We start from the raw sequence: 18,500 nt of genomic DNA on the forward strand, positions 1-18,500 counted from the left end.
CAGCCTTCTCAGCCATTGCGGGCGCAGCGAAGCAATCCATGGCGCCGCCTGGCATGGATTGCTTCGTCGGCTGCGCCTCCTCGCAATGACGATTGGGGGGGCTCCGGCGCCAGACTATTGCCGCTTCTTCTCCCGCAGCGCCCGCACCTGCTCCAGCAGGCAGCCGACCAGAGCCTTCAGCGCCGGGTCGGCGATCGGTTCGGCCAGGTGCAGGGTGCGGCTGCGGCCGGCCTGCTCCACCGTCACGGTGAACTGCCGGGCATCCGGCATCGGCCGGGTCAGCGCCTCGGGCGCCGCCGTACGGTCGAGGAACTTCGCGTCATGCACTAGCGCCTGGATCCGCGCGGCCTCTTCCGGCGGCAGCGCCGACAGCTCCAGCACCACCGGCTCGGCCAGCCCCGGCGCGTAGAACAGGCCTGTGCTCGGCATCGCGATGGTGACCCGCATCTCCCGTTCCTCGTAAAGCGCCGGCGTCAGCCGATCGGCACGCCGACCTGCTTCCAGGCGTCGGCCACCGCCTTGGCCTCGGCCTTCTTCGACCCCGGCAGCCGGGCCGCGACATCCACCGTCACCGCGGCGAAATCGGCGAATTTGGTGGTGTCGGTCACCCGGGCGTCGCGGACAGCATCATACCAGATCCGGCCCGCCCGCTCCCAGGCATAGCCGCCGATCGCAGTGGCGGTTAGGTAGAAGGCCCGGTTCGGGATGCCGGAATTGATGTGGACGCCGCCATTGTCCTGCATGGTGTCGACATAGTCCTTCATGTGGCTGGGCTGGCGGTCCTTGCCCAGCACCGGGTCGTCATAGGCGGTGCCCGGCGCCTTCATCGAGCGCAGCCCGATGCCCTGGACCTTCTTGGTCAACAGGCCGGCGCCGATGATCCAGTCGGCCTTGTCGGCGGTCTGCTTCAGCACCCATTGCTTGATCAGCGAGCCCCAGACGTCGGACAGGGATTCGTTCAGCGCGCCCGGCTGCTGCATGTAGACGAGGCCGGCCTCGTCCTCGGTGACGCCATGGCCGAGCTCATGGCCGATGACGTCGAGCGAGCTGGTGAAGCGGTTGAACAGGTCGCCGTCGCCATCGCCGAACACCATGCGCTGGCCGTTCCAGAAGGCGTTGTTGTAGCGGTCGCCGTAATGGACGGTGGCGTCCAGCGCCATGCCGTCGTCGTCGATCGAGTTGCGCCGGTAGGCCTGCAGGAAGAAATCGAAGGTGTGGCCCAGCCCGTCATAGGCCTCGTCGGCCGCGACGTCGCCGGACGGCCCCTGCCCTTCGGCGCGCACCAGCTTGCCCGGCAGGCCCTCGCCGCCATCGGCGGTGGTGATGCTGCGCTGCCGCGACGGCGGCAAGGCCAGCTTGCGGCTGCGTCGCGCCGACAGGCTCTGGGCCACGGCCAGCTGGGCCCGCATCGACCGCAGGGTGCTGTCGATGCCCAGCGCGCGGCTGGCCGCCGCCTTCTGCGCCTTGCTGCCGTTGGCGAGCACCGAGCGCAACAGATAGGGCGGCAGGATGCAGAAGATCGAATGGCGATGGTGACGGGTGCACATGACGCTCTCCCTGTTCCAACCGACGATCATCCCGCGAACCGGGCCCGTGACCGTATCATAGGAAGGAAAACCGCGATGCCGCTACTGGTTCCCGGCTTCGGTCGGGCCGCCCCCTCCGTCATCGCGAGAAACGAAGCGACGCGGCGATCCATGCCAGGCGGCGCGATGGATTGCTTCGTCGGCTTCGCCTCCTCGCAACGACGATTGTGGGGAACCGGTCCGAGCCTCGTAGGTTGGGTTCGCTTTTGCGAACCCAACAATGACCCAGGCCGCGGGGTGTCGGGCTCGCAAGTGCGAACCCAACCTACGCCTGACGCGCAAGCGCCTCCGGCCTCTTCCGCAGGGCGGGAGAGGCAACGCAAACGGTTTCGCAGCGGACGACCCGGCGCTCAGCTGGTGTCGACCTCGTCGCGCATCAGCGCGTGGTCTGCCTCGCTCATCCAGTCCTGCCGGGGGATCCAGCGGGCCGGGGGCTTCCAGCTGGGCGGCGTCCCCTTGGGCTGATAGTCGTCGCCATCCTTGGCCGGATCAGCCCCCTCCCGCCAGGTCTGCGGCCACCGTCCGGGGCCCGGCATCAGCCGGAGGTGCCGGAAGATCCGGACGAACAGCTCGTGGGGCGACGCGGCGTCAAGCTCGGCGTCGAGCCTCTCGCTCTCCCGCAGCTGCTCCTGCAGCCGGTCCCGCATCGCTTTGATCGGTGCCTGCGCGCCGCCATTGTCGGTGAGGTCGATCGCGACCGTGGCCACGCGCTCGACCAGACGGCGGCGGCGCCAGCGGCGGTCGCGCACGGCCTGGGCCTCGGCGGCCCGGGCCCGGTGGGCGTCGCGGACCTTCTCCACCATCGCCAGGGTCAGGCGCACGGCGCGGGCGCCGCGGGTAAACATCAGCATGAAATCGGGGCTGGCGGAGCCAGTGTCCGCAGCGGCAGGGGTGGCGGCAATGGCCGCTTCCTGCTGCTGCGCCACCATCCGCACCATCTGCATGCTCAGCTCGGCCAGCTCGCGCAGATGCCCCAGCTCCCAATCCGTCCACTCCTGGTCGGTCGGTGCGGCCTTCGCGGGTGCTGATCGTGCCTTGGTCATGGAACATATCATGAACAAAACGATGCGTTATCGCAATGAACAAATTGTTTACGTCCCCGCTTTTCCCTTCCACCCGCGCCCCGGCTGCGGACAAATGGGCGGAGGCAGCGGGGGCGAGGCTTTGGAGCGGATCGAGGCGGCGGCGGGGAAAACGCGGGTGCGCTGGCAGCGCGACCCGGCCGGCATGCGCCAGCGCATCCTCGACGCCGCGCTGGAGGAGTTCGCGCGCCACGGCTTCGGCGACGCCCGGATCGACCGCATCGCCGCGGCGGCCGGCGCCAACAAGCGCATGCTGTACTACCATGTCGGTAACAAGGAGACGCTGTACCTGGCGGTGCTGGAGGCGGCCTATGCCCGCATCCGCATCGCCGAACGGGCGCTGAACCTGGAAAGCCTGGCGCCGGACGCGGCGATCGCCCGGCTGGTCGAGTTCACCTGGAGCTATTTCCTGGAGAACCCGGAATTCCTGACCCTGCTGAACCAGGAGAACCTGTACCGGGCGCGCCACCTGCAGAAATCCGACAGCGTCCGGCCGCTGCATTCGCCCTTCGTCGAAATGATCGGCGAGGTGCTGGCCCGCGGCGTGGCCGCCGGCGCCTTCCGCCCCGGCGTCGACCCGGTGCAGCTGTACATCTCGATCGCCGGGCTGGCCTATTTCTACGTGTCCAACCGCTGGACCCTGGGCGTCATCTTCGACCGCGACCTGTTCGAGGCCGAGGCCCGGGCCGAGCGCCTGGCCCATATGACCGACCTGGTGCTGTCGGCGCTGCGGCCGTGAGGCTGTGATCTTCTGCAAGGGGCGGATTGCAGGCCTTGCAGTGAGTGACCAAGCGCGTCTGGTACGCTCTAAAGGAGTTGATGGGAGCGTGCGGTGTAGGACTGCTCGCCTGCGCAAAAGGCCGGGAGAGGATGGCTTAATTATTTTCGGCGATTATCACGGAACACGAAATAAAAATAAATGCAGAAACCGAAAACCAAGATCACCATCTCTGATAGAAATAGAATATCCTGAGTATTATAGTCCTTAACGTACGATCTTCCAATATACATTAACATAGCATTAATCAATACTGTCAATAGCGGAATTAACCCGTACCATCGAAACCTTATTCCGCGCTTTCCGTGATTGAAATTTTTGCTTTCCACTAACATTGCCCATCTAAGATTGGATTGTGGAATCGAATATGTTAATTGATCGAGGCGATATTCACGGGACGCATCCGCTCCCTGATCCAATGTCCAATCATTCTGCCACGCTGTCGAACGGCAGCAAAGGCTCGAATCCGCCCTGTCCTGTCAGCGCAGCGGCCGGAAGAAGTCCTGGATCTCGGGGGCCAGGGCCTCGGGCTGCTCCAGCGCGGCGAAATGGCCGCCGCGCTCCATCACCGTCCAGTGGCGCAGGTCGGTGAACACCCGCTCCGCCACCACCCGCGGCGGCCGCAACATCTCCTTCGGGAAGAAGGTGGGTACGCCCGGCACCGCGGCACCGCGGCACCGCGGCACCGGGCGCTTTGGTCGCCTACGCGATTTTCATTGTTCTTTTTGCCCCCGCAGGGATCCGTTCGAGATCATCGACAGAATAGAAGTCCTGCACTTCATGCCCCCGCACCCGCCGACTGCAAGTGGCAATCAACTCGGGTCCACAGCAATCGATCGCTACAACCATCATCGCGTGGCCACCAACCAGAGTCCTGACGGTCTGCCCAACTCCGATCAAATTTCGGCCATTAATACTCTGTATCAGATGCATAAATTCCCCTTCAACTTAATAAAATTTCTCTTTCTCCCGTTTGGGATGCTTGGCGGTAATGGCCAAATATCCCCGGAAGTTGGTATGCAGGCAAGCATCCCTATAAGACTGAATTTATTCAATCGCAAAATCGGCGGCATCCTGAGTGGCGGCACCAGTTCCGCGAGACAGCGTGGGGGGCTTCGGGTCGAATCCGCCCCGCCCTGTCACCGCAGCGGCCGGAAGAAGTCCTGGATGTCCCGGGCCAGCGCCTCGGGCTGCTCCAGCGCCGCGAGATGGCCGCCACGCTCCTTCACCGTCCAGTGGCGCAGGTCGGTGAACACCCGCTCCGCCACCACCCGCGGCGGCGGCAGGACCTCCTTGGGAAACACGGCGTGGCCGGCCGGCACCCCGACCGTCGCCCCGGCCGGGATCGGCGCCATGGCGATCTCCGATTCCGGTGACGATCCAGGCTAGGCCCCGGCCCCCCCGAGGCGGTCAATCCCGGCCTGGGATCACCTGGGCAGCTCTGCCTGTTTCCCGATCATCGGATCACGATGCAGGAGCAGTCCGGAATGCCGGAATTCACGGGAAAGACCGCCATCGTCACCGGGGCCGCGACCGGCCTGGGCGAGGCCGTTGCGACCAAGCTGCACCGCGAGGGCGCCAATGTCGTCGTCGCCGACATCAATTTCGACGGCGTCGCGGCCCTGTCCCGGCGCCTGGACCCGGCGGGAGAGCGGATCCTGCCCGTCGCCGTCGATGTGTCCGACCATCGCGAGGTCGAGGGCATGGTGAAGCGGGCGGTCGACCGGTTCGGGGCCTTGCATCTCGCGGTCAACAACGCCGGCTTCACCGGGCCGCACGGCGTGCCGACCGCCGATTGCGACCCGCGGGACTGGCACCGCATCATCGCCACCAATCTCGGCGGCGTGTTCTTCGGCCTGAAATACGAGATCCCCGCCATCCTGCGCAGCGGCGGCGGCGCCATCGTCAACATGTCCTCGGCCGCCGGCGCCGTGGGCCAGGCCGGCATCGCCCCCTATGTCGCCTCCAAGCACGGCATCGTCGGGCTGACCCGGTCGGCGGCGCTGGAATATGCCGGCCAGGGCATCCGCATCACCGCGATCGGGCCGGGCTATGTCGACACGGCGGAGATGCGCAAGGCCCCGGTCGAGGCCCGCGAACAGATGGCGGCATCGATGCCGATCGGGCGCCTGGGGCGGCCCGAGGAGGTGGCGGAGATGGTGTGCTTCCTGCTGTCCGACCGCGCCTCCTTCGTCACCGGCAGCTTCCATCTGATGGATGGCGGTTTCACCGCGCGGTGAGCGATCCCAGGCCTTGACCGGAACTGTCCGTCACAGCAGGATTTAACCAACGAGTTAATTTCTGCCGGGCCCAGCCCAGCGACCGGGGAGACGCCGATGGGAGCGCGCAGCGCCCGAGCCCAGGCCCTGCTGCAGGCCGGCTGGATCAGGCCGTTCGTCCTGCTGCTGATCATCATCGGGCTGTGGGACCTGGCGATCCGGGTGTTCCACCTGCCGCCCTACCAGGTGCCGGCGCCGTGGGATGTGATGTTGACGCTGTGGCGCGATGGGCCCGAGCTGCTGCGCCAGGCGGTGCCGACCACGGTGGCGACGGTGCTGGGCTTCCTGCTGTCGGCCGCCATCGGCATCCCCACCGCGATGCTGATCGCGGGCTCCCGCACGGTCGAGGCCTATGTCTACCCGCTGCTGGTGTTCTCGCAGTCGATCCCCAAGGTGGCGATCGCGCCGCTGTTCGTGGTGTGGTTCGGCTTCGGGCTGGAGCCCAAGGTGATCTCGGCCTTCCTGCTCGCGGTGTTCCCGGTGGTGGTCTCGGCGGTGCAGGGCTTCAAGTCGCTCGACCCCGACACGCTGGACCTCGCCCGCGCCATGGCCGCCAGCCGCTGGCAGGTGTTCCGCATGGTCGGGCTGCCCGCGGCGATGCCGGCGATCTTCTCCGGCCTCAAGGTCGCGGTGACGCTGGCGGTGGTCGGCGCCGTGGTCGGCGAATTCGTCGGCGCCAATTCCGGCATCGGCTTCGTGCTGCAGCGGTCGATCGGCAATTTCGAGCTGCCGACCATGTTCGCGGCGCTGGTGATCCTGGCGCTGCTGGGCGTGATCCTGTTCTGGCTGGTCGACCTGGTCGAGCGGCTGGTGATCCCGTGGCACGCCAGCCGGCGGCGCGACCTGATCCTCGCCGCCTGAGGCGGCGCAACGTCCAAGCCGCCCGAGGCGGCGCAAAGTCCGAAGGGGGAGGAACCGATGATCCGCACTCTGCTCGCCGCGCTGGCCCTGGTGCTCGCCGCCGGCACCGCCCAGGCGGCCGACAAGGTCGTGCTGATGCTGAACTGGTACGTCTATGGCGAGCACGCGCCGTTCTTCTACGGCAAGGCCCGCGGCTTCTACGCCGACCAGGGCATCGACCTGGAGATCCAGGAGGGCCGCGGCTCGGCCATGACCGCCCAGGCGGTGGCCGCCGGCACCGTCGGCTTCGGCTATTTCGACGTGCCGACCATGATCAAGGCCGCGGCCAAGGGCGCGCCGCTGGTCTCGGTCGGGGTGCTCTTGCAGAAGAGCCCGATGTCGGTGATGGGCTTCACCGACAAAAACATCCGCACGCCTGATGACATCAAGGGCAAGACCGTGGCCACCACGCCGGGCGATTCGCTGTCGCAGATCTGGCCGTTCTTCCTGCAGAAGACCGGGCTGCAGGAGAGCGACTTCAAGACCGTCTCGGGCGACGCCCAGACCAAGCTGAACGCCGTGATCAACGGCCAGGCCGACCTGCTGCTGGGCTATTCGATGGACCAGAGCATGAAGATCAAGGATGCCACCGGCAAGGACGTCACCCCGATCCTGTTCGCCGATTACGGGGTCAACATGGTGTCGTCCGGCATCGTCGTGACCAAGGATCTGGTGGCGGAGAACCCGGACCTGATCCGGCGCTTCATGGCGGCCACCACCCAGTCGGTCGAGGCGGCGGAGAAGGCGCCGGCCGAGGCCACCGCCGCGGTGCTGGAGGCGCTGCCCAAAGCAGGCAAGCCGGCGACGCTGCAGGAGGGCTTCGAGCGCACCATCCCGCTGTACCGCACCGACGAGACCAAGGCCGAGCGGCCGTTCCACGTCACCGACGCCAACATGGCCGCTAGCGTGGCGCTGCTGATCCAGTATGGCGGCGTCGCCGCCGACGCGGCGCCCGACCCGAAGGCGTTCTACACCAACGACTTCCTGCCGAAATGAGCGGAAGCGGCATGACCAGGCCTGGCCTGCGCGTGGTCGAGACGGCGGAGGCATCGCGGCCGGCGGTGATCGCGGTCGAGGGCGTGTCGAAGACCTATCGCGACCGCGACGGCGAGGTGCCGTCGCTGGCGCCGCTGGACTTCACCATCGACGAGGGCGAGTTCCTGGTGCTGGTCGGCCCGTCCGGCTGCGGCAAATCCACCCTGCTGAAGCTGATCGCCGGCCTGCTGCCGCCCAGCACCGGCCGCATCCGCCTGGCCGGCCGCGAGGTCGCCAAGCCGCATGGCGACGCCGGCATCGTGTTCCAGAACGCACTGCTGCTGCCGTGGCGCAGCGTGCTGGCCAATGTGATGATGCCGGTCGAGGTCAAGCGCCTGCCGCGCGCGCCCTATCTGGAGCGCACCCGCCAGCTGCTGCGCATGGTCGGGCTGGAAGGGTTCGAGGCCAAGCTGCCCTGGCAGCTCTCCGGCGGCATGCAGCAGCGGGTGTCGCTGTGCCGGGCGCTGGTGACCGACCCGCCGATCGTGCTGATGGACGAGCCCTTCGGCGCCCTCGACGCCATGACGCGCGAGCGGATGAATGTCGAGCTGCAGCGGATCCAGCGCGAGACGCGCAAGACCATCCTCTTGATCACCCATTCGATCCCGGAGGCGGTGTTCCTGGCCGACCGGGTGCTGGTGATGACCGAGCGGCCGGGGTCGATCGCCGCGGTCTACGACGTGCCCCTGCCCAAGCCGCGGTCGCTGGAGGTCATGGGCGACCCCCGCTTCGTCGCCCTGACCCAGCAGATCCGCGGCCATTTCCGCGCCCAGGGCGGGCTGGACTGAGGCTGAGGCGCAAAGGCTGACCGGTCGATCGATCAATCTTAGATAACGCTCAGTCCGGGTGCTGCGGCTTCTGCGGCGTCGGCCAGGGTTCGCCGCGGTCCTCGAGCAGCACGTCGATGCCGCCGCCGGCCAGGCGCAGGCTGGCGTCGCCGGCGAAGCTGAGGACGATGCCGCCCTCATCCGCCGTGATCGCCAGGAGGTCGAGCATCCGGGCCCGGTCGCGCAGGTCGAGGCCGCGGGTCTGGGCCGAGTCGATGCCCTCGAACCGCACGCCGCACAAAGTGCGCTGCCACACCTGCTCGCCCTCGATCACCTCGGCCGGCACCTCCCAGCAGAAGCGGTTCACCGCCATGACGAAGCGGCGCTCGCGGCGCAGGAAGGTGACGTCGTGGACCGGCACGATCGCGTCCTGCAGCGCGGCCGAAAGCACGGCGAGGTCGTCGCTGTCCCGGGCGCGCAGGCGCAGAGGGGTGGTCACCTCGGCCACGGGATCAGTCGGCCTTGATGCGGGTGACGTCGGCGCCGCAGGCGGCCAGCTTCTCCTCCAGCCGCTCGTAGCCGCGGTCGAGGTGGTAGACCCGGTTCAGCAGGGTCTCGCCCTGGGCCACCAGCCCGGCGATGACCAGCGAGACGCTGGCGCGCAGATCGGTCGCCATCACCGGGGCGCCGGTCAGCCTGGGCACGCCGCGCACCAGAGCCGAGGCGCCGTGGATGGTGACGTTGGCACCCATCCGCACCAGCTCGGGCACATGCATGAAGCGATTCTCGAAGATCGTCTCGGTGATCATCGAGGCGCCCTTGGCCATCGTCATCAGCCCCATCATCTGGGCCTGCAGATCGGTGGGGAAGCCCGGGTAGGGCTCGGTCATCACGTCGACGCCGACCAGGTCGCCGGTGCGGCGCACCTTGAAGCCGTCGGCCGTCGGCTCGAACTCGACCCCGGCGCCGCGCAGCACGTCGGCCGCCGCCTCGATCAGGTGCAGGCTGGTGCCGACCAGCTCGACCTCGCCGCCGGTCGCGGCCGCGGCCATGACATAGGTGCCGGTCTCGATCCGGTCGGCGACGATGCGGTGGGTGGCCCGGCCCAGCCGCTCGCGACCCTGGATGCGGATGGTGTCGGTCCCCGCCCCTTCGATCGACGCGCCCATGGCGTTGAGGCAGGCGGCGAGGTCGACGATCTCCGGCTCGCGCGCGGCGTTGACCAGCACGGTCTCGCCGCGGGCCAGAGAGGCCGCCATCATCAGGTTCTCGGTGGCGCCTACCGACACCTTGGGGAACACGATGCGGGCGCCCTGCAGCCCGTTGGGGGCGCGGGCGTTGATGTAGCCCTCGGTCACCTCGATCTCGGCGCCCAGCTGCTCCAGCCCCATGATGTGCAGGTCGACCGGCCGGGTGCCGATGGCGCAGCCGCCGGGCAGCGACACCTTGGCGTGGCCCTCGCGCGCCACCAGCGGCCCCAGCACCAGGACGCTGGCGCGCATCTTCCGCACCAGATCATAGGGGGCGGTGGTGCTGCGGATGCGGCGGGCGGTCAGTTCGATCACCCGGCCCTGGGCACCGTCCGCGGCGCCGCCGTTCAGCGCGATCTCGACCCCGTGCTGGGCCAGCAGCGTCGCCAGGGTCGAGATGTCGGCGAGATGCGGCAGGTTGGTCAGGGTCAGGGTCTCGTCCGACAGCAGCGCCGCCGCCATCAGCGGCAGCGCCGCGTTCTTCGCCCCGCTGATCGCGAGCCGGCCCTGGAGGGGGCGACCGCCCCGGATACGAATCTTGTCCATGATGGCTCCCGCTGGCCCGCCGTTCGAACGATGATGTCAGAGTTTAGGGAGCGTGACGCCCCTTTGGCCCATGTATTTGCCGGCCCGGTCGGCATAGGACACCTCGCAGGGCTGGTCGCCCTTGAGGAACAGGAACTGGCAGGCGCCTTCATTGGCGTAGATCTTGGCCGGCAGCGGCGTGGTGTTGGAGAACTCCAGCGTCACATGGCCCTCCCACTCCGGCTCCAGCGGCGTGACGTTGACGATGATGCCGCAGCGGGCATAAGTCGACTTGCCCAGGCAGATCACCAGCACGTCGCGCGGGATGCGGAAATACTCGACCGTGCGGGCCAGGGCGAAGCTGTTGGGCGGGATGATGCAGACCGGGCCCTTGCGCTCCACGAAGCTCTTCGGATCGAAGTTCTTCGGGTCGACCAGGGCGCTGTCGACATTGGTGAAGACCAGGAACTCGTCGGAGACGCGGGCGTCGTAGCCGTAGCTCGACAGGCCGTAGGAGATGGTGCCCTCGCGCTTCTGCCGCTCGACGAAGGGCTCGATCATAGTGTCCCCGAGCGCCCGCTCGCGGATCCAGATGTCGGACATGATCGTCACGGCCTAACCCCTCGTCTCGTCATCGCGCCCGGTCTCGCCGCCGGCCGCACCCGCTTCGCCCTCGACCGCCGCCCGCCCCCGGCCCTGCGCCTTGCGCCGCGCCAGGTTGGCGCGCAGCGCCGCCGCCTCGCGCTCTTGGCGGGACGCGGATCCGGGCTTGGCTGTCGGGGGTCGACGCTGATCGGTCATTTCGACTTTGGTATGGCCGATGCGCCGGCGTTTCGCAACCGGACGAACAAAGTTCGGCGAAAGCACTTGCGTCCGGGCCGCCGATGTGGCCGATTGCGCCGCCTTGAAGCGGGCTGCCGTAGCTCAGTGGTAGAGCACTCCCTTGGTAAGGGAGAGGTCCTGAGTTCAATCCTCAGCGGCAGCACCACCTCTCGCGTTCCCTGCCTTGTCGGCGGCGGCGTGAGTCGCAATTCCGGCGATCGGATCCGGGTGGATACGATCACGGAAAAGCGCTTGCACCACCCCCGGCGGTATGGCAGGTTCCGCGCCGCTTCGAAGGCGGGCTGCCGTAGCTCAGTGGTAGAGCACTCCCTTGGTAAGGGAGAGGTCCTGAGTTCAATCCTCAGCGGCAGCACCAGTTCCCGGAGCCTTCAGCCCATCGCGGTCATTTCAGGCGTCGTGCCCGGACGAAGTCCAGGGCCATAGATGGGCTCAGAATTCACCTTATTTTTCTGTCATTGCCCGGCTTGACCGGGCAATCCAGGGGCCACCGAGAGCTGCTCTGGCCGCCCCTGGATCCTCGGGTCAAGCCCGAGGATGACAAGTGAAGGGGGCGAGATCGCACGGGGACTCGCCCGCCGATTGCCTTTCGCCGCAACCGCTCTACCGCTCTGCCTCAGTGGCGATGCCGATCGCCGACGGCGATGCAATCAGTGACAATGCTGGACTCATCGTCGTCTCTCCACGGCCCGGTCACACGGGCCATGCAGCACTGTGATGAGGATTCGGGGCGTCGGCCAGCAGCGGCCGGCGGATCGTCAGCTGGCGATGCCGATCGCCGGCGGTGCCGCGCGCTCGGTCTGCCGGGCGATGCGTTCCGCCTCGGCGACGGTGCGGAAAGTGTGGCCTTCGAGGCCCTGGAACCGGGAATCGGATGCGTAGAAGCGGAAGCCACGCTTCTGCGCCACGACAATGCCGACCGCCTCGCCGGCGACCTCGATCGTGAACGCTTCGGAACGAACCATGAGCTCGACCTCGGGTGAATCGGCGCTCAGCGCCGACCTATGACAGGAGCGGACGGGGAACAGGGCGACATGCCCGTCAGTTCCGCCATCGTCCGACCTTATGATCGGGCCTCTGGAGGGTCGGTCTGGTAGCAGTCGCCAACATCTTACCCATCCGTGTTTCTGCCGTCGATCCGCGAGAAAGCGTACGACTGCCGCCTTCTTCGGGCGCGGCCTCATCTGCTGGCATCAAGTGCTCAGCGACCTCTCGTGGTAGGCCGCTCTTACCTCGAACCTCTCGCAGCCGGCGATGACTGTCAACGCCTATTACGCGAGCGGTTTGAACAAAATGTTATTGCCAAGTTGAACTAATGTTAAATTGAAGTATTACTCGACGATCATTCGCTCCAATGTCTCCAGACGGTCGGCTTCGGCCGCCGGCTTGTCCCAGCGGATGCGATGCACCCGGGGGAATCGCATCGCGACTCCGGATTTGTGGCGGGTCGAACGGTGGACGCTGTCGAAGGCCACCTCCAGCACCAGCAGCGGCTCGACCTCACGCACCGGACCGAAGCGCTTGACCGTGTGGGCGCGCACCCAGCGGTCGAGCTGTGCCAGCTCCTCGTCGGTGAAGCCGAAATAGGCCTTGCCCACCGGCACCAGCCGGTCGCCGTCGGGTTCCGACCGCCAGGTGCCGAAGGTGTAGTCGGAGTAGAAGGACGATCGCTTGCCGTGGCCGCGCTGGGCGTACATCAGCACGGTGTCGAGGGTCAGGGCGCCGCGTTTCCATTTGAACCACGGGCCCCTCGGCCGGCCGGCGACGTAGTCGCTGTCGGCCCGCTTCAGCATCAGCCCCTCGATCGCCTGGGCCCGGGCGCCGTCGCGCAGGGCCGCCAGCTCGTCCCAGCTCTCGAACGGGATCAGCGGCGACAGGTCCATCCGCGCCGGCTGCTCGCGCGCGATCCAGGATTCCAGCCGGATGCGGCGGGCGTCGAGTGGCAGCGGCCGCAGGTCCTCCTCGCCCTCGAACAGGATGTCGTAGAGCCGCACCCAGGCGGGATGGTCGGCCAGCATGCGGGCGGTAACGGCCTTGCGGTTCAGCCGCTGCTGCAGGTCGTTGAACGGCGCCACCAGCCCGTCCCGCGCCACCAGCAGCTCGCCGTCCAGCACGGCGTGGAAGCGGATGGTGTCGGCGAGATCCGGGAAGGCGCCGGTGACGTCGTCGCCGCTGCGCGAATAGATCCGCGGCGGCCGGTCGCCGCGGCCGACCACCTGGACCCGGATGCCGTCCCACTTCCATTCGGCGCGGTAGGCCGCCGGGTCCAGCGCGGCGATGTCCTCGGCCTCCAGCGGATGCGCCAGCATCAGCGGCCGGAAGGTTGCGCGGTCGCCGATCTCCGGCTTCGGCCCCTGCCCCGACAGCCAGATGAACAGCTCCTCATAGGGCGGCTCCAGCGCGTGCCACAGCTCCTCGATGGCGTCGACCGGCTGCTGCCCCCATTCCGCCAACGCCACCTTGGCCAGCCGCGCCGAGACGCCGATGCGCAGGTTGCCGGTGATCAGCTTCAGCAGGGCGAAGCGCTCCGACGCCGCCAGCGCGTCGAGCCAGCGTTCGACCAGCATCGGCGCGGCGGCGCGGGAGGTGGCGCGCAGCTCCTCCACTACCTCGGTGATGGTCGGTTGCCGGTTGGCGCCCGGCTTGGGTGGCCAGATCAGGGCCACGGTCTCGGCGAGGTCGCCGACGAAATCGTAGGACCAGCCGAACAGCGTCTCGTCGACCCTCGAGGTGGCGAGGCCGCGGATGGTCGAGGCCTTGACCGAGGCGAAGCTCAGGCCACCAGTCAGCGCCGCCAGCGCCCAGCCGCGATCGGGGTCCGCCGTGTGCTCGAAATAGTCGGCCAGCAGCCGCAGCTTGCCGTTGCGCGACGGCATGTAGACCAGCCCTTCGATCAGCGCCGCGAACGCTCTCATACGCCGTCGTCCTCCTCGAAGCCGATCAGCACCAGCGCCCGGGCGGCGCGGCCGGTGCTGCGCAGCTGGTGGATCAGCGCCTCCTCCCGCCCATGGGTGACCCAGACCTCGCCGGCCTCGACCTCATCGATGGTGGCGAGGAGCTCGTCCCAGTCGGCGTGGTCGGAGATCACCAGCGGCAGCTCGACCCCGCCCTGCCGGGCGCGCTGGCGCACCCGCATCCAGCCCGACGCCGCCGCCACCACCGGGTCCGGCAGGCGGCGCGACCAGCGGTCGGCGATGGCCGAGGGCGGCGCCAGCACCACCTGCCCGGCCAGCTCGGCCTTCGACGCGCCGGTGGCCGGCAGCAGCGGCCCCAGCGGCACGCCGAGCGATTCGTAGAGTTCGCACAGCGCCTGCAGCGCGCCGTGCAGGTAGATCGGCCGGTCCCAGCCGGCCTGGCGCAGCAGGCAGATCACGCGCTGGCACTTGCCCAGGGAATAGACGCCGACGACATGCGCCCGCTCCGGGAACAGCGCGATCGAATGCAGCAGCCGGGCGATCTCGCCGCTGTCCGGCGGGTGGCGGAACACCGGCAGGCCGAAGGTGGCCTCGGTGACGAACACGTCGCACAGCACCGGCTGGAACGGCCGGCAGGTCGGGTCCGGCCGGCGCTTGTAGTCACCGGAGAGCACCACCCGGCTGCCGGCATGCTCCAGCACGATCTGGGCCGAGCCGAGGACGTGGCCGGCCGGCACGAAGCTGACGTCGACCTCGCCGATCCGCTGGGTCTCGCCCAGGGCCGCCGGCTGCAGCGTGCCGCCGGCGGCGTCGCCATAGCGGGCGCGCATGATCGCCAGCGTCTCCGCCGTCGCCAGCACCGCGGCGTTGTCGGGCCGGGCATGGTCGGAATGGCCATGGGTGACCAGGGCCCGCGGGACCGGCCGCATCGGGTCGACATGGAAGCCGCCGGGCACCACGAAGAGGCCCTCGGGCTGCACTCGGATCCATTGGTCGGGGCGTGGATTCGGCATGGCTCGACGATAAGACATGGACCGGGCCGGCGCCAAATCCAGCCCTAGTCGGCGGACGCCACCGGGGCCGGTTTGCAGCCGGCCCCGTCATCGGCCACCCGCTTGCCCAGCCAGATGCCGGCGAGGCGGTCGGCGACGTACCATTTGCCGCTGAACCCGGTGCCGCCCTCCTTGAAGGCGAAGATCACGGCGCCGGTTCCGAACTTGTCGGTCCAGACGAAGCGGTGGCGGTCGCCGCCCAGGGCTTGGCCGTCGCTCAGCACCCCGTCATAGGGGCCGGCGCTGCTGTCGACGATGTGGTAGCAGCCGCCGTGCCGCTCGGGCAGGAAGGTCAGGGTCGACGGCGCCAACGCGCCGCCGGAGGTGACCTGCCCGCGATAGGTGCCGGACGGCCCGGCCGAGGTCTGGGCCAGGGCCGGAGCGGTGAGCCCGAACAGCAGGGCGCAGAGCAGCAGGAGCCTTCGCATGGGCTGGATGCTGCCGGTTGCCGGGCCGCGCGGCAACCCCGGATCTTGCCTTTCGCCGGAACCGGACGCAGGGTGCGGCCGATTCCGGCGAAAGATCCCGCATGACGCTGCCCGTCTGGTGCTTCGGCGCCGCCAACATCGACCGCCAGGCCCGCGCCCACCGCACCGTACGCCTCGGCACCTCGAACCCGGTGACGATCCGCACCAGCCTGGGCGGCGTCGCCCGCAACGTGGCCGAGACCCTGGCCCGGCTGGGCCTGCCGGTCGGGCTGGTCAGCCGCATGGGGTCCGACCCGTCGGCCGAGCGCATCCTGGCGGCGATGGCGCGGCTGGGCCTCGACCTGTCCCAGGTCACCCGGTCGGCGACCAGCGGCACCGCCAGCTACACTGCGGTGCTGGAGCCCGGCGGCGAGATGACGGTCGCGATCGCCGATATGGGCATCTATGACGAGATGGGGCCGGCGGTGCTGGCCCCGGCGCTGGCGGCGGCGGAAGCCGCGTCGGCCTGGTTCGTCGACGCCAACCTGCCGGCCGAGGGGATCGCGGCGATCCTGGCCCATCCCGGCCGGCCCGCGCTGGTCGCGGTCGACGCCGTGTCCTCGCCGAAATCCGAGAAGCTGCGCGGGCTGCTCGACCGCATCGGCCTCTTGTGCCTCAACCGCGACGAGGCCGAGGCCATCACCGGCCATCCCGTCACCGACGAGGCCACGGCCTGGGCGGCGCTGCGCCGGCTGCGCGCCGCCGGCGTTGCCCGCGTCGTGCTGAACCGCGGCGGCGACGGCGCCCTGATCGCCGATGCCGCAGGTGAGGCCGCCATCCCCGCCTGCCCGGCCGATCTGGTCGACGTCACCGGCGCCGGCGACGCCGCCGCGGCCGGCACGCTCTACGGCCTGGTCACCGGCCTGGCCCTGCCCGACGCCGCCCGGCTGGGCCGCGCCGCCGCGGCGCTGGCGCTGGAGGCGCCGACCGCCGTGCCCGAAACCCTGACCGCCGACGCGCTGCGCCGGCGCGCCCTGCTCTCCGCCTGAGGACCGCCATGAACAGCCTTCTCTCGATCGCCCCCGAGGTTTCCGCCGCCCTGGCCGCCGGCCGCCCGGTGGTGGCGCTGGAGAGCACCATCATCTCGCATGGCATGCCCTATCCCCAGAATCTGGAGATGGCGCAGCGGGTCGAAGGCATCATCCGCGAGGAGGGCGCGGTGCCGGCGACCATCGCCGTCGCCGACGGCCGCATCCATGTCGGGCTGGACGAGGCGCTGCTGCACCGGCTGGCGACGGCCAAGGACGTGGCCAAGCTGTCGCGCCGCGACCTGGGCGGGATCCTGGCCTCGGGCGGGCTGGGCGCCACCACGGTGGCGGCGACCATGATCGCGGCCCACCTCGCCGGCATCCGCGTCTTCGCCACCGGCGGCATCGGCGGCGTGCATCGCGGCGCCGAGACCAGCTTCGACGTCTCGGCCGACCTGGACGAGCTGGCGCGCACCCCGGTCGCCGTGGTCTGCGCCGGCGCCAAGTCGATCCTCGACCTGCCCAAGACCCTGGAATACCTCGAGACCCGCGGCGTGCCGGTGATCGGCTACGGCACCGACACCCTGCCCGCCTTCTTCTCCCGCTCCAGCGGCCTGGCCCTGGCGCTGCGCCGCGACACGCCGGAGGAGGTCGCCGCCCTGCTCGACGCCCAGGCGGCGCTGGGCTTTCCGGCCGGCGCGGTGATCGCCAACCCGATCCCGGAGGCGCATGCCCTGCCGGAGGCCGAGATCGATGCCGCCATCGCCAGCGCCCTGGCCGATGCCGGGCGCGAGGGCGTCGGCGGCAAGGAGGTGACGCCTTACCTGCTGGCCCGCATCGTCGCCCTGACCGGGGGCCGCAGCCTGACCGCCAACATCGCCCTGGTCGAGCACAACGCCCGCCTCGGCGCCCGGATCGCCAAGGCGCTGGCGGCCCGCGCCTAGAACCGCAACGACAGCGAGAGCGCGCCGTACTGGCTGAGGTCGCCGCCCTTCTGGCCCTCGAACTCCTTGGTCCGGAAGACATGGGTGTAGGCCAGGCGGGCGCCCGAGATGGTCATGGCCACGCCGAGCTGCAGGTCGCCGACCAGCGGGTTCTTGGTGACGTGCGGGCTGTCCTCGAAGGTGTTGCCGTCGAGGAAGATGTTGCGGGCCACGGCGCGGCCTTCGACGCTGGCGAAGACGTACCAGCCGAAGCCGCTGGTCGGGATGAAGAAGTCCGAGCCCGGGATGCTGGGCCGGATCCGCGGCGGGCCGTAATCGACCGGCAGGTCGAAGCCGAGGCGCATGGTGGCGCCGGCCGAGGCCTGGGTCAGCACGTTGCCGACGGTGGCGCCGACATAGGGCGACAGGTCGAAGCCGATGCCCAGCGGCGCCGCGACATACAGGCTGCGCCAGGTGCGCTCGTAGCTGAGGATCACGCCCGGCTCGTTGTGCAGCTGGTGGCTCCAGCCCCGCGCCCGATCCACATCGATGATGTGGTGCACGGTGCTCTGCACCTGCTCGCCCAGCGCGTAGGGGCCGACCACGCCCATCTGCAGCTCGAGCCGGTCGAGCCGGTCGCCCGAATCCGCCAGGAAGGCCGCGCCGCCGTACAGCCAGGCGGCGTAAGGCCGGTCGTGCTGGTCCGGGTTCTGCCGGGTGATGTCCTTCGGGGTGAACATGCTCTGGCCGAAGCTGAAGCTGGACCGCACCGGCGCCGCATCCGGGAACAGCGGCAGCGACCGCACCGTGTTCAGCAGCCAGTCCGGCGTTATGGCCTCGGACGTGGTGTAGGAGAAGCGGAAGCCGTTGGTGTAGCCGCGGTCGGTTCTGGCGAAGAGGTCGTTCTCCAGGGTGAAGCCGAGGATCGACCCGGTGTCCTCGGCCAGGGGATGCGGCGCCTCCGGCGTCGGGTTCACCACGGTCGGCTTGGTGTCCTGCGCCTGCGCTGTGGCTGCAAGCAGAAGCAGGCCGACGCCGGTCATGGCTCCCGCCAGCCGCGCCGACGCGGCGCGTGATCTCGTCATGTGTCCCCCTCCGACTCCGCTCCGCCGGGCCTCGGCGGATGACGTACG

General features: G+C 69.0%; 21 protein-coding genes and 2 tRNA genes. 9 read left to right on the forward strand and 14 right to left on the reverse strand.

Annotated features, from left to right (window positions below; all coding sequences use genetic code 11):
• Positions 1-114: 114 nt before the first annotated feature.
• The 3 genes from AB4112_RS26925 to AB4112_RS26935 all read right to left on the reverse strand — a co-directional run bounded on the left by AB4112_RS26925 (position 115) and on the right by AB4112_RS26935 (position 2,629).
• Positions 115-447 carry a protealysin inhibitor emfourin gene (locus tag AB4112_RS26925; RefSeq protein ID WP_441724088.1) on the reverse strand — a complete coding sequence of 111 codons (333 nt, stop codon included), beginning with the start codon at positions 445-447 and terminating at the stop codon, positions 115-117.
• 26 nt (positions 448-473) lie between these two features.
• Entirely contained in the window at positions 474-1,547 is a 1,074-nt protein-coding gene (locus AB4112_RS26930; RefSeq protein WP_441724090.1) for a M4 family metallopeptidase, read from the reverse strand.
• Positions 1,548-1,936: 389 nt separating this feature from the next.
• A complete protein-coding gene (locus tag AB4112_RS26935) occupies positions 1,937-2,629 on the reverse strand; it encodes a hypothetical protein (protein WP_441724091.1) in 693 nt (230 codons plus the stop codon).
• Between the two features lie 94 nt (positions 2,630-2,723).
• Between AB4112_RS26935 and AB4112_RS26940 the strand changes: the two genes are divergently transcribed.
• Positions 2,724-3,407 carry a TetR family transcriptional regulator gene (locus AB4112_RS26940; protein WP_441724093.1) on the forward strand — a complete coding sequence of 228 codons (684 nt, stop codon included), beginning with the start codon at positions 2,724-2,726 and terminating at the stop codon, positions 3,405-3,407.
• A gap of 518 nt (positions 3,408-3,925) precedes the next feature.
• Here AB4112_RS26940 and AB4112_RS26945 read toward each other — a convergent pair.
• Positions 3,926-4,108 carry a hypothetical protein gene (locus AB4112_RS26945; protein ID WP_441724095.1) on the reverse strand — a complete coding sequence of 61 codons (183 nt, stop codon included), beginning with the start codon at positions 4,106-4,108 and terminating at the stop codon, positions 3,926-3,928.
• Positions 4,109-4,585: 477 nt separating this feature from the next.
• Positions 4,586-4,801, reverse strand: coding sequence for a hypothetical protein (locus tag AB4112_RS26950; RefSeq protein ID WP_441724097.1), 216 nt, complete (start codon positions 4,799-4,801; stop codon positions 4,586-4,588).
• Positions 4,802-4,933: 132 nt separating this feature from the next.
• On the opposite strand from AB4112_RS26950, the gene AB4112_RS26955 reads away from it, so the two are divergent.
• The 4 genes from AB4112_RS26955 (at position 4,934) to AB4112_RS26970 (ending at position 8,448) form a co-directional block, all read left to right on the forward strand.
• Complete coding sequence (locus AB4112_RS26955) at positions 4,934-5,686, forward strand: SDR family NAD(P)-dependent oxidoreductase (protein ID WP_441724099.1); 753 nt, start codon at positions 4,934-4,936, stop codon at positions 5,684-5,686.
• 96 nt (positions 5,687-5,782) lie between these two features.
• The gene (locus tag AB4112_RS26960) at positions 5,783-6,586 is read left to right on the forward strand and encodes an ABC transporter permease (RefSeq protein WP_441724101.1); all 804 of its coding nucleotides are present in this window, start codon (positions 5,783-5,785) and stop codon (positions 6,584-6,586) included.
• A 57-nt stretch (positions 6,587-6,643) separates the two neighbouring features.
• Positions 6,644-7,621, forward strand: coding sequence for an ABC transporter substrate-binding protein (locus AB4112_RS26965; protein WP_309799341.1), 978 nt, complete (start codon positions 6,644-6,646; stop codon positions 7,619-7,621).
• Positions 7,622-7,632: 11 nt separating this feature from the next.
• Entirely contained in the window at positions 7,633-8,448 is an 816-nt protein-coding gene (locus AB4112_RS26970) for an ABC transporter ATP-binding protein (protein ID WP_441724104.1), read from the forward strand.
• A gap of 49 nt (positions 8,449-8,497) precedes the next feature.
• Here the strand turns inward: AB4112_RS26970 and AB4112_RS26975 are convergent, their stop codons facing one another.
• Genes AB4112_RS26975 through AB4112_RS26990 form a run of 4 tightly spaced genes read right to left on the reverse strand, consistent with a single transcriptional unit; the run spans position 8,498 to position 11,003 of the window.
• Positions 8,498-8,926 (reverse strand): DUF2948 family protein, encoded by a 429-nt coding sequence (locus AB4112_RS26975; RefSeq protein WP_441724106.1) that lies wholly within the window; start codon positions 8,924-8,926, stop codon positions 8,498-8,500.
• A 13-nt stretch (positions 8,927-8,939) separates the two neighbouring features.
• Positions 8,940-10,223: a UDP-N-acetylglucosamine 1-carboxyvinyltransferase gene (gene murA, locus AB4112_RS26980; RefSeq protein WP_441724108.1), complete on the reverse strand. Its 1,284-nt coding sequence runs from the start codon at positions 10,221-10,223 to the stop codon at positions 8,940-8,942.
• A 36-nt stretch (positions 10,224-10,259) separates the two neighbouring features.
• Positions 10,260-10,805 (reverse strand): dCTP deaminase, encoded by a 546-nt coding sequence (gene dcd / locus AB4112_RS26985; RefSeq protein ID WP_374710659.1) that lies wholly within the window; start codon positions 10,803-10,805, stop codon positions 10,260-10,262.
• 12 nt (positions 10,806-10,817) lie between these two features.
• Positions 10,818-11,003, reverse strand: a complete 186-nt coding sequence (locus tag AB4112_RS26990; RefSeq protein WP_441724110.1) for a hypothetical protein — start codon at positions 11,001-11,003, stop codon at positions 10,818-10,820.
• A gap of 112 nt (positions 11,004-11,115) precedes the next feature.
• Here AB4112_RS26990 and AB4112_RS26995 point away from each other — a divergent pair.
• Positions 11,116-11,190 (forward strand) — tRNA-Thr (locus AB4112_RS26995).
• A gap of 135 nt (positions 11,191-11,325) precedes the next feature.
• A tRNA-Thr gene (locus AB4112_RS27000) sits at positions 11,326-11,400 on the forward strand.
• A 400-nt stretch (positions 11,401-11,800) separates the two neighbouring features.
• Here the strand turns inward: AB4112_RS27000 and AB4112_RS27005 are convergent.
• The 4 genes from AB4112_RS27005 to AB4112_RS27020 form a co-directional block, all read right to left on the reverse strand.
• On the reverse strand, positions 11,801-12,007 hold the full coding sequence (locus AB4112_RS27005) for a hypothetical protein (RefSeq protein ID WP_441724112.1): 207 nt from the start codon (positions 12,005-12,007) through the stop codon (positions 11,801-11,803).
• Between the two features lie 366 nt (positions 12,008-12,373).
• Positions 12,374-13,957, reverse strand: a complete 1,584-nt coding sequence (locus tag AB4112_RS27010) for a cisplatin damage response ATP-dependent DNA ligase (RefSeq protein ID WP_441724114.1) — start codon at positions 13,955-13,957, stop codon at positions 12,374-12,376.
• Positions 13,954-14,937, reverse strand: coding sequence for a ligase-associated DNA damage response exonuclease (locus AB4112_RS27015; protein WP_441724116.1), 984 nt, complete (start codon positions 14,935-14,937; stop codon positions 13,954-13,956). Before AB4112_RS27015 ends, AB4112_RS27010 begins: the two co-directional genes overlap by 4 nt.
• Before the next feature lie 77 nt (positions 14,938-15,014).
• Positions 15,015-15,437: a hypothetical protein gene (locus AB4112_RS27020; protein ID WP_441724118.1), complete on the reverse strand. Its 423-nt coding sequence runs from the start codon at positions 15,435-15,437 to the stop codon at positions 15,015-15,017.
• A 101-nt stretch (positions 15,438-15,538) separates the two neighbouring features.
• Here AB4112_RS27020 and AB4112_RS27025 point away from each other — a divergent pair, with 101 nt between their 5' ends.
• Both AB4112_RS27025 and AB4112_RS27030 read left to right on the forward strand, forming a co-directional pair.
• Complete coding sequence (locus tag AB4112_RS27025; RefSeq protein ID WP_441724120.1) at positions 15,539-16,465, forward strand: PfkB family carbohydrate kinase; 927 nt, start codon at positions 15,539-15,541, stop codon at positions 16,463-16,465.
• 8 nt (positions 16,466-16,473) lie between these two features.
• Positions 16,474-17,388, forward strand: a complete 915-nt coding sequence (locus AB4112_RS27030) for a pseudouridine-5'-phosphate glycosidase (protein WP_441724122.1) — start codon at positions 16,474-16,476, stop codon at positions 17,386-17,388.
• On the opposite strand, the gene AB4112_RS27035 is transcribed toward AB4112_RS27030, so the two are convergent.
• A complete protein-coding gene (locus tag AB4112_RS27035) occupies positions 17,385-18,452 on the reverse strand; it encodes a lipid A deacylase LpxR family protein (RefSeq protein ID WP_441724124.1) in 1,068 nt (355 codons plus the stop codon). The two genes, AB4112_RS27030 and AB4112_RS27035, sit on opposite strands and share 4 nt — an antisense overlap.
• Positions 18,453-18,500: the final 48 nt, after the last annotated feature.

The sequence above is a fragment of the Inquilinus sp. 2KB_23 genome (assembly GCF_052115705.1).
Classification (GTDB): Bacteria; Pseudomonadota; Alphaproteobacteria; order DSM-16000; family Inquilinaceae; genus Inquilinus; species Inquilinus ginsengisoli_A.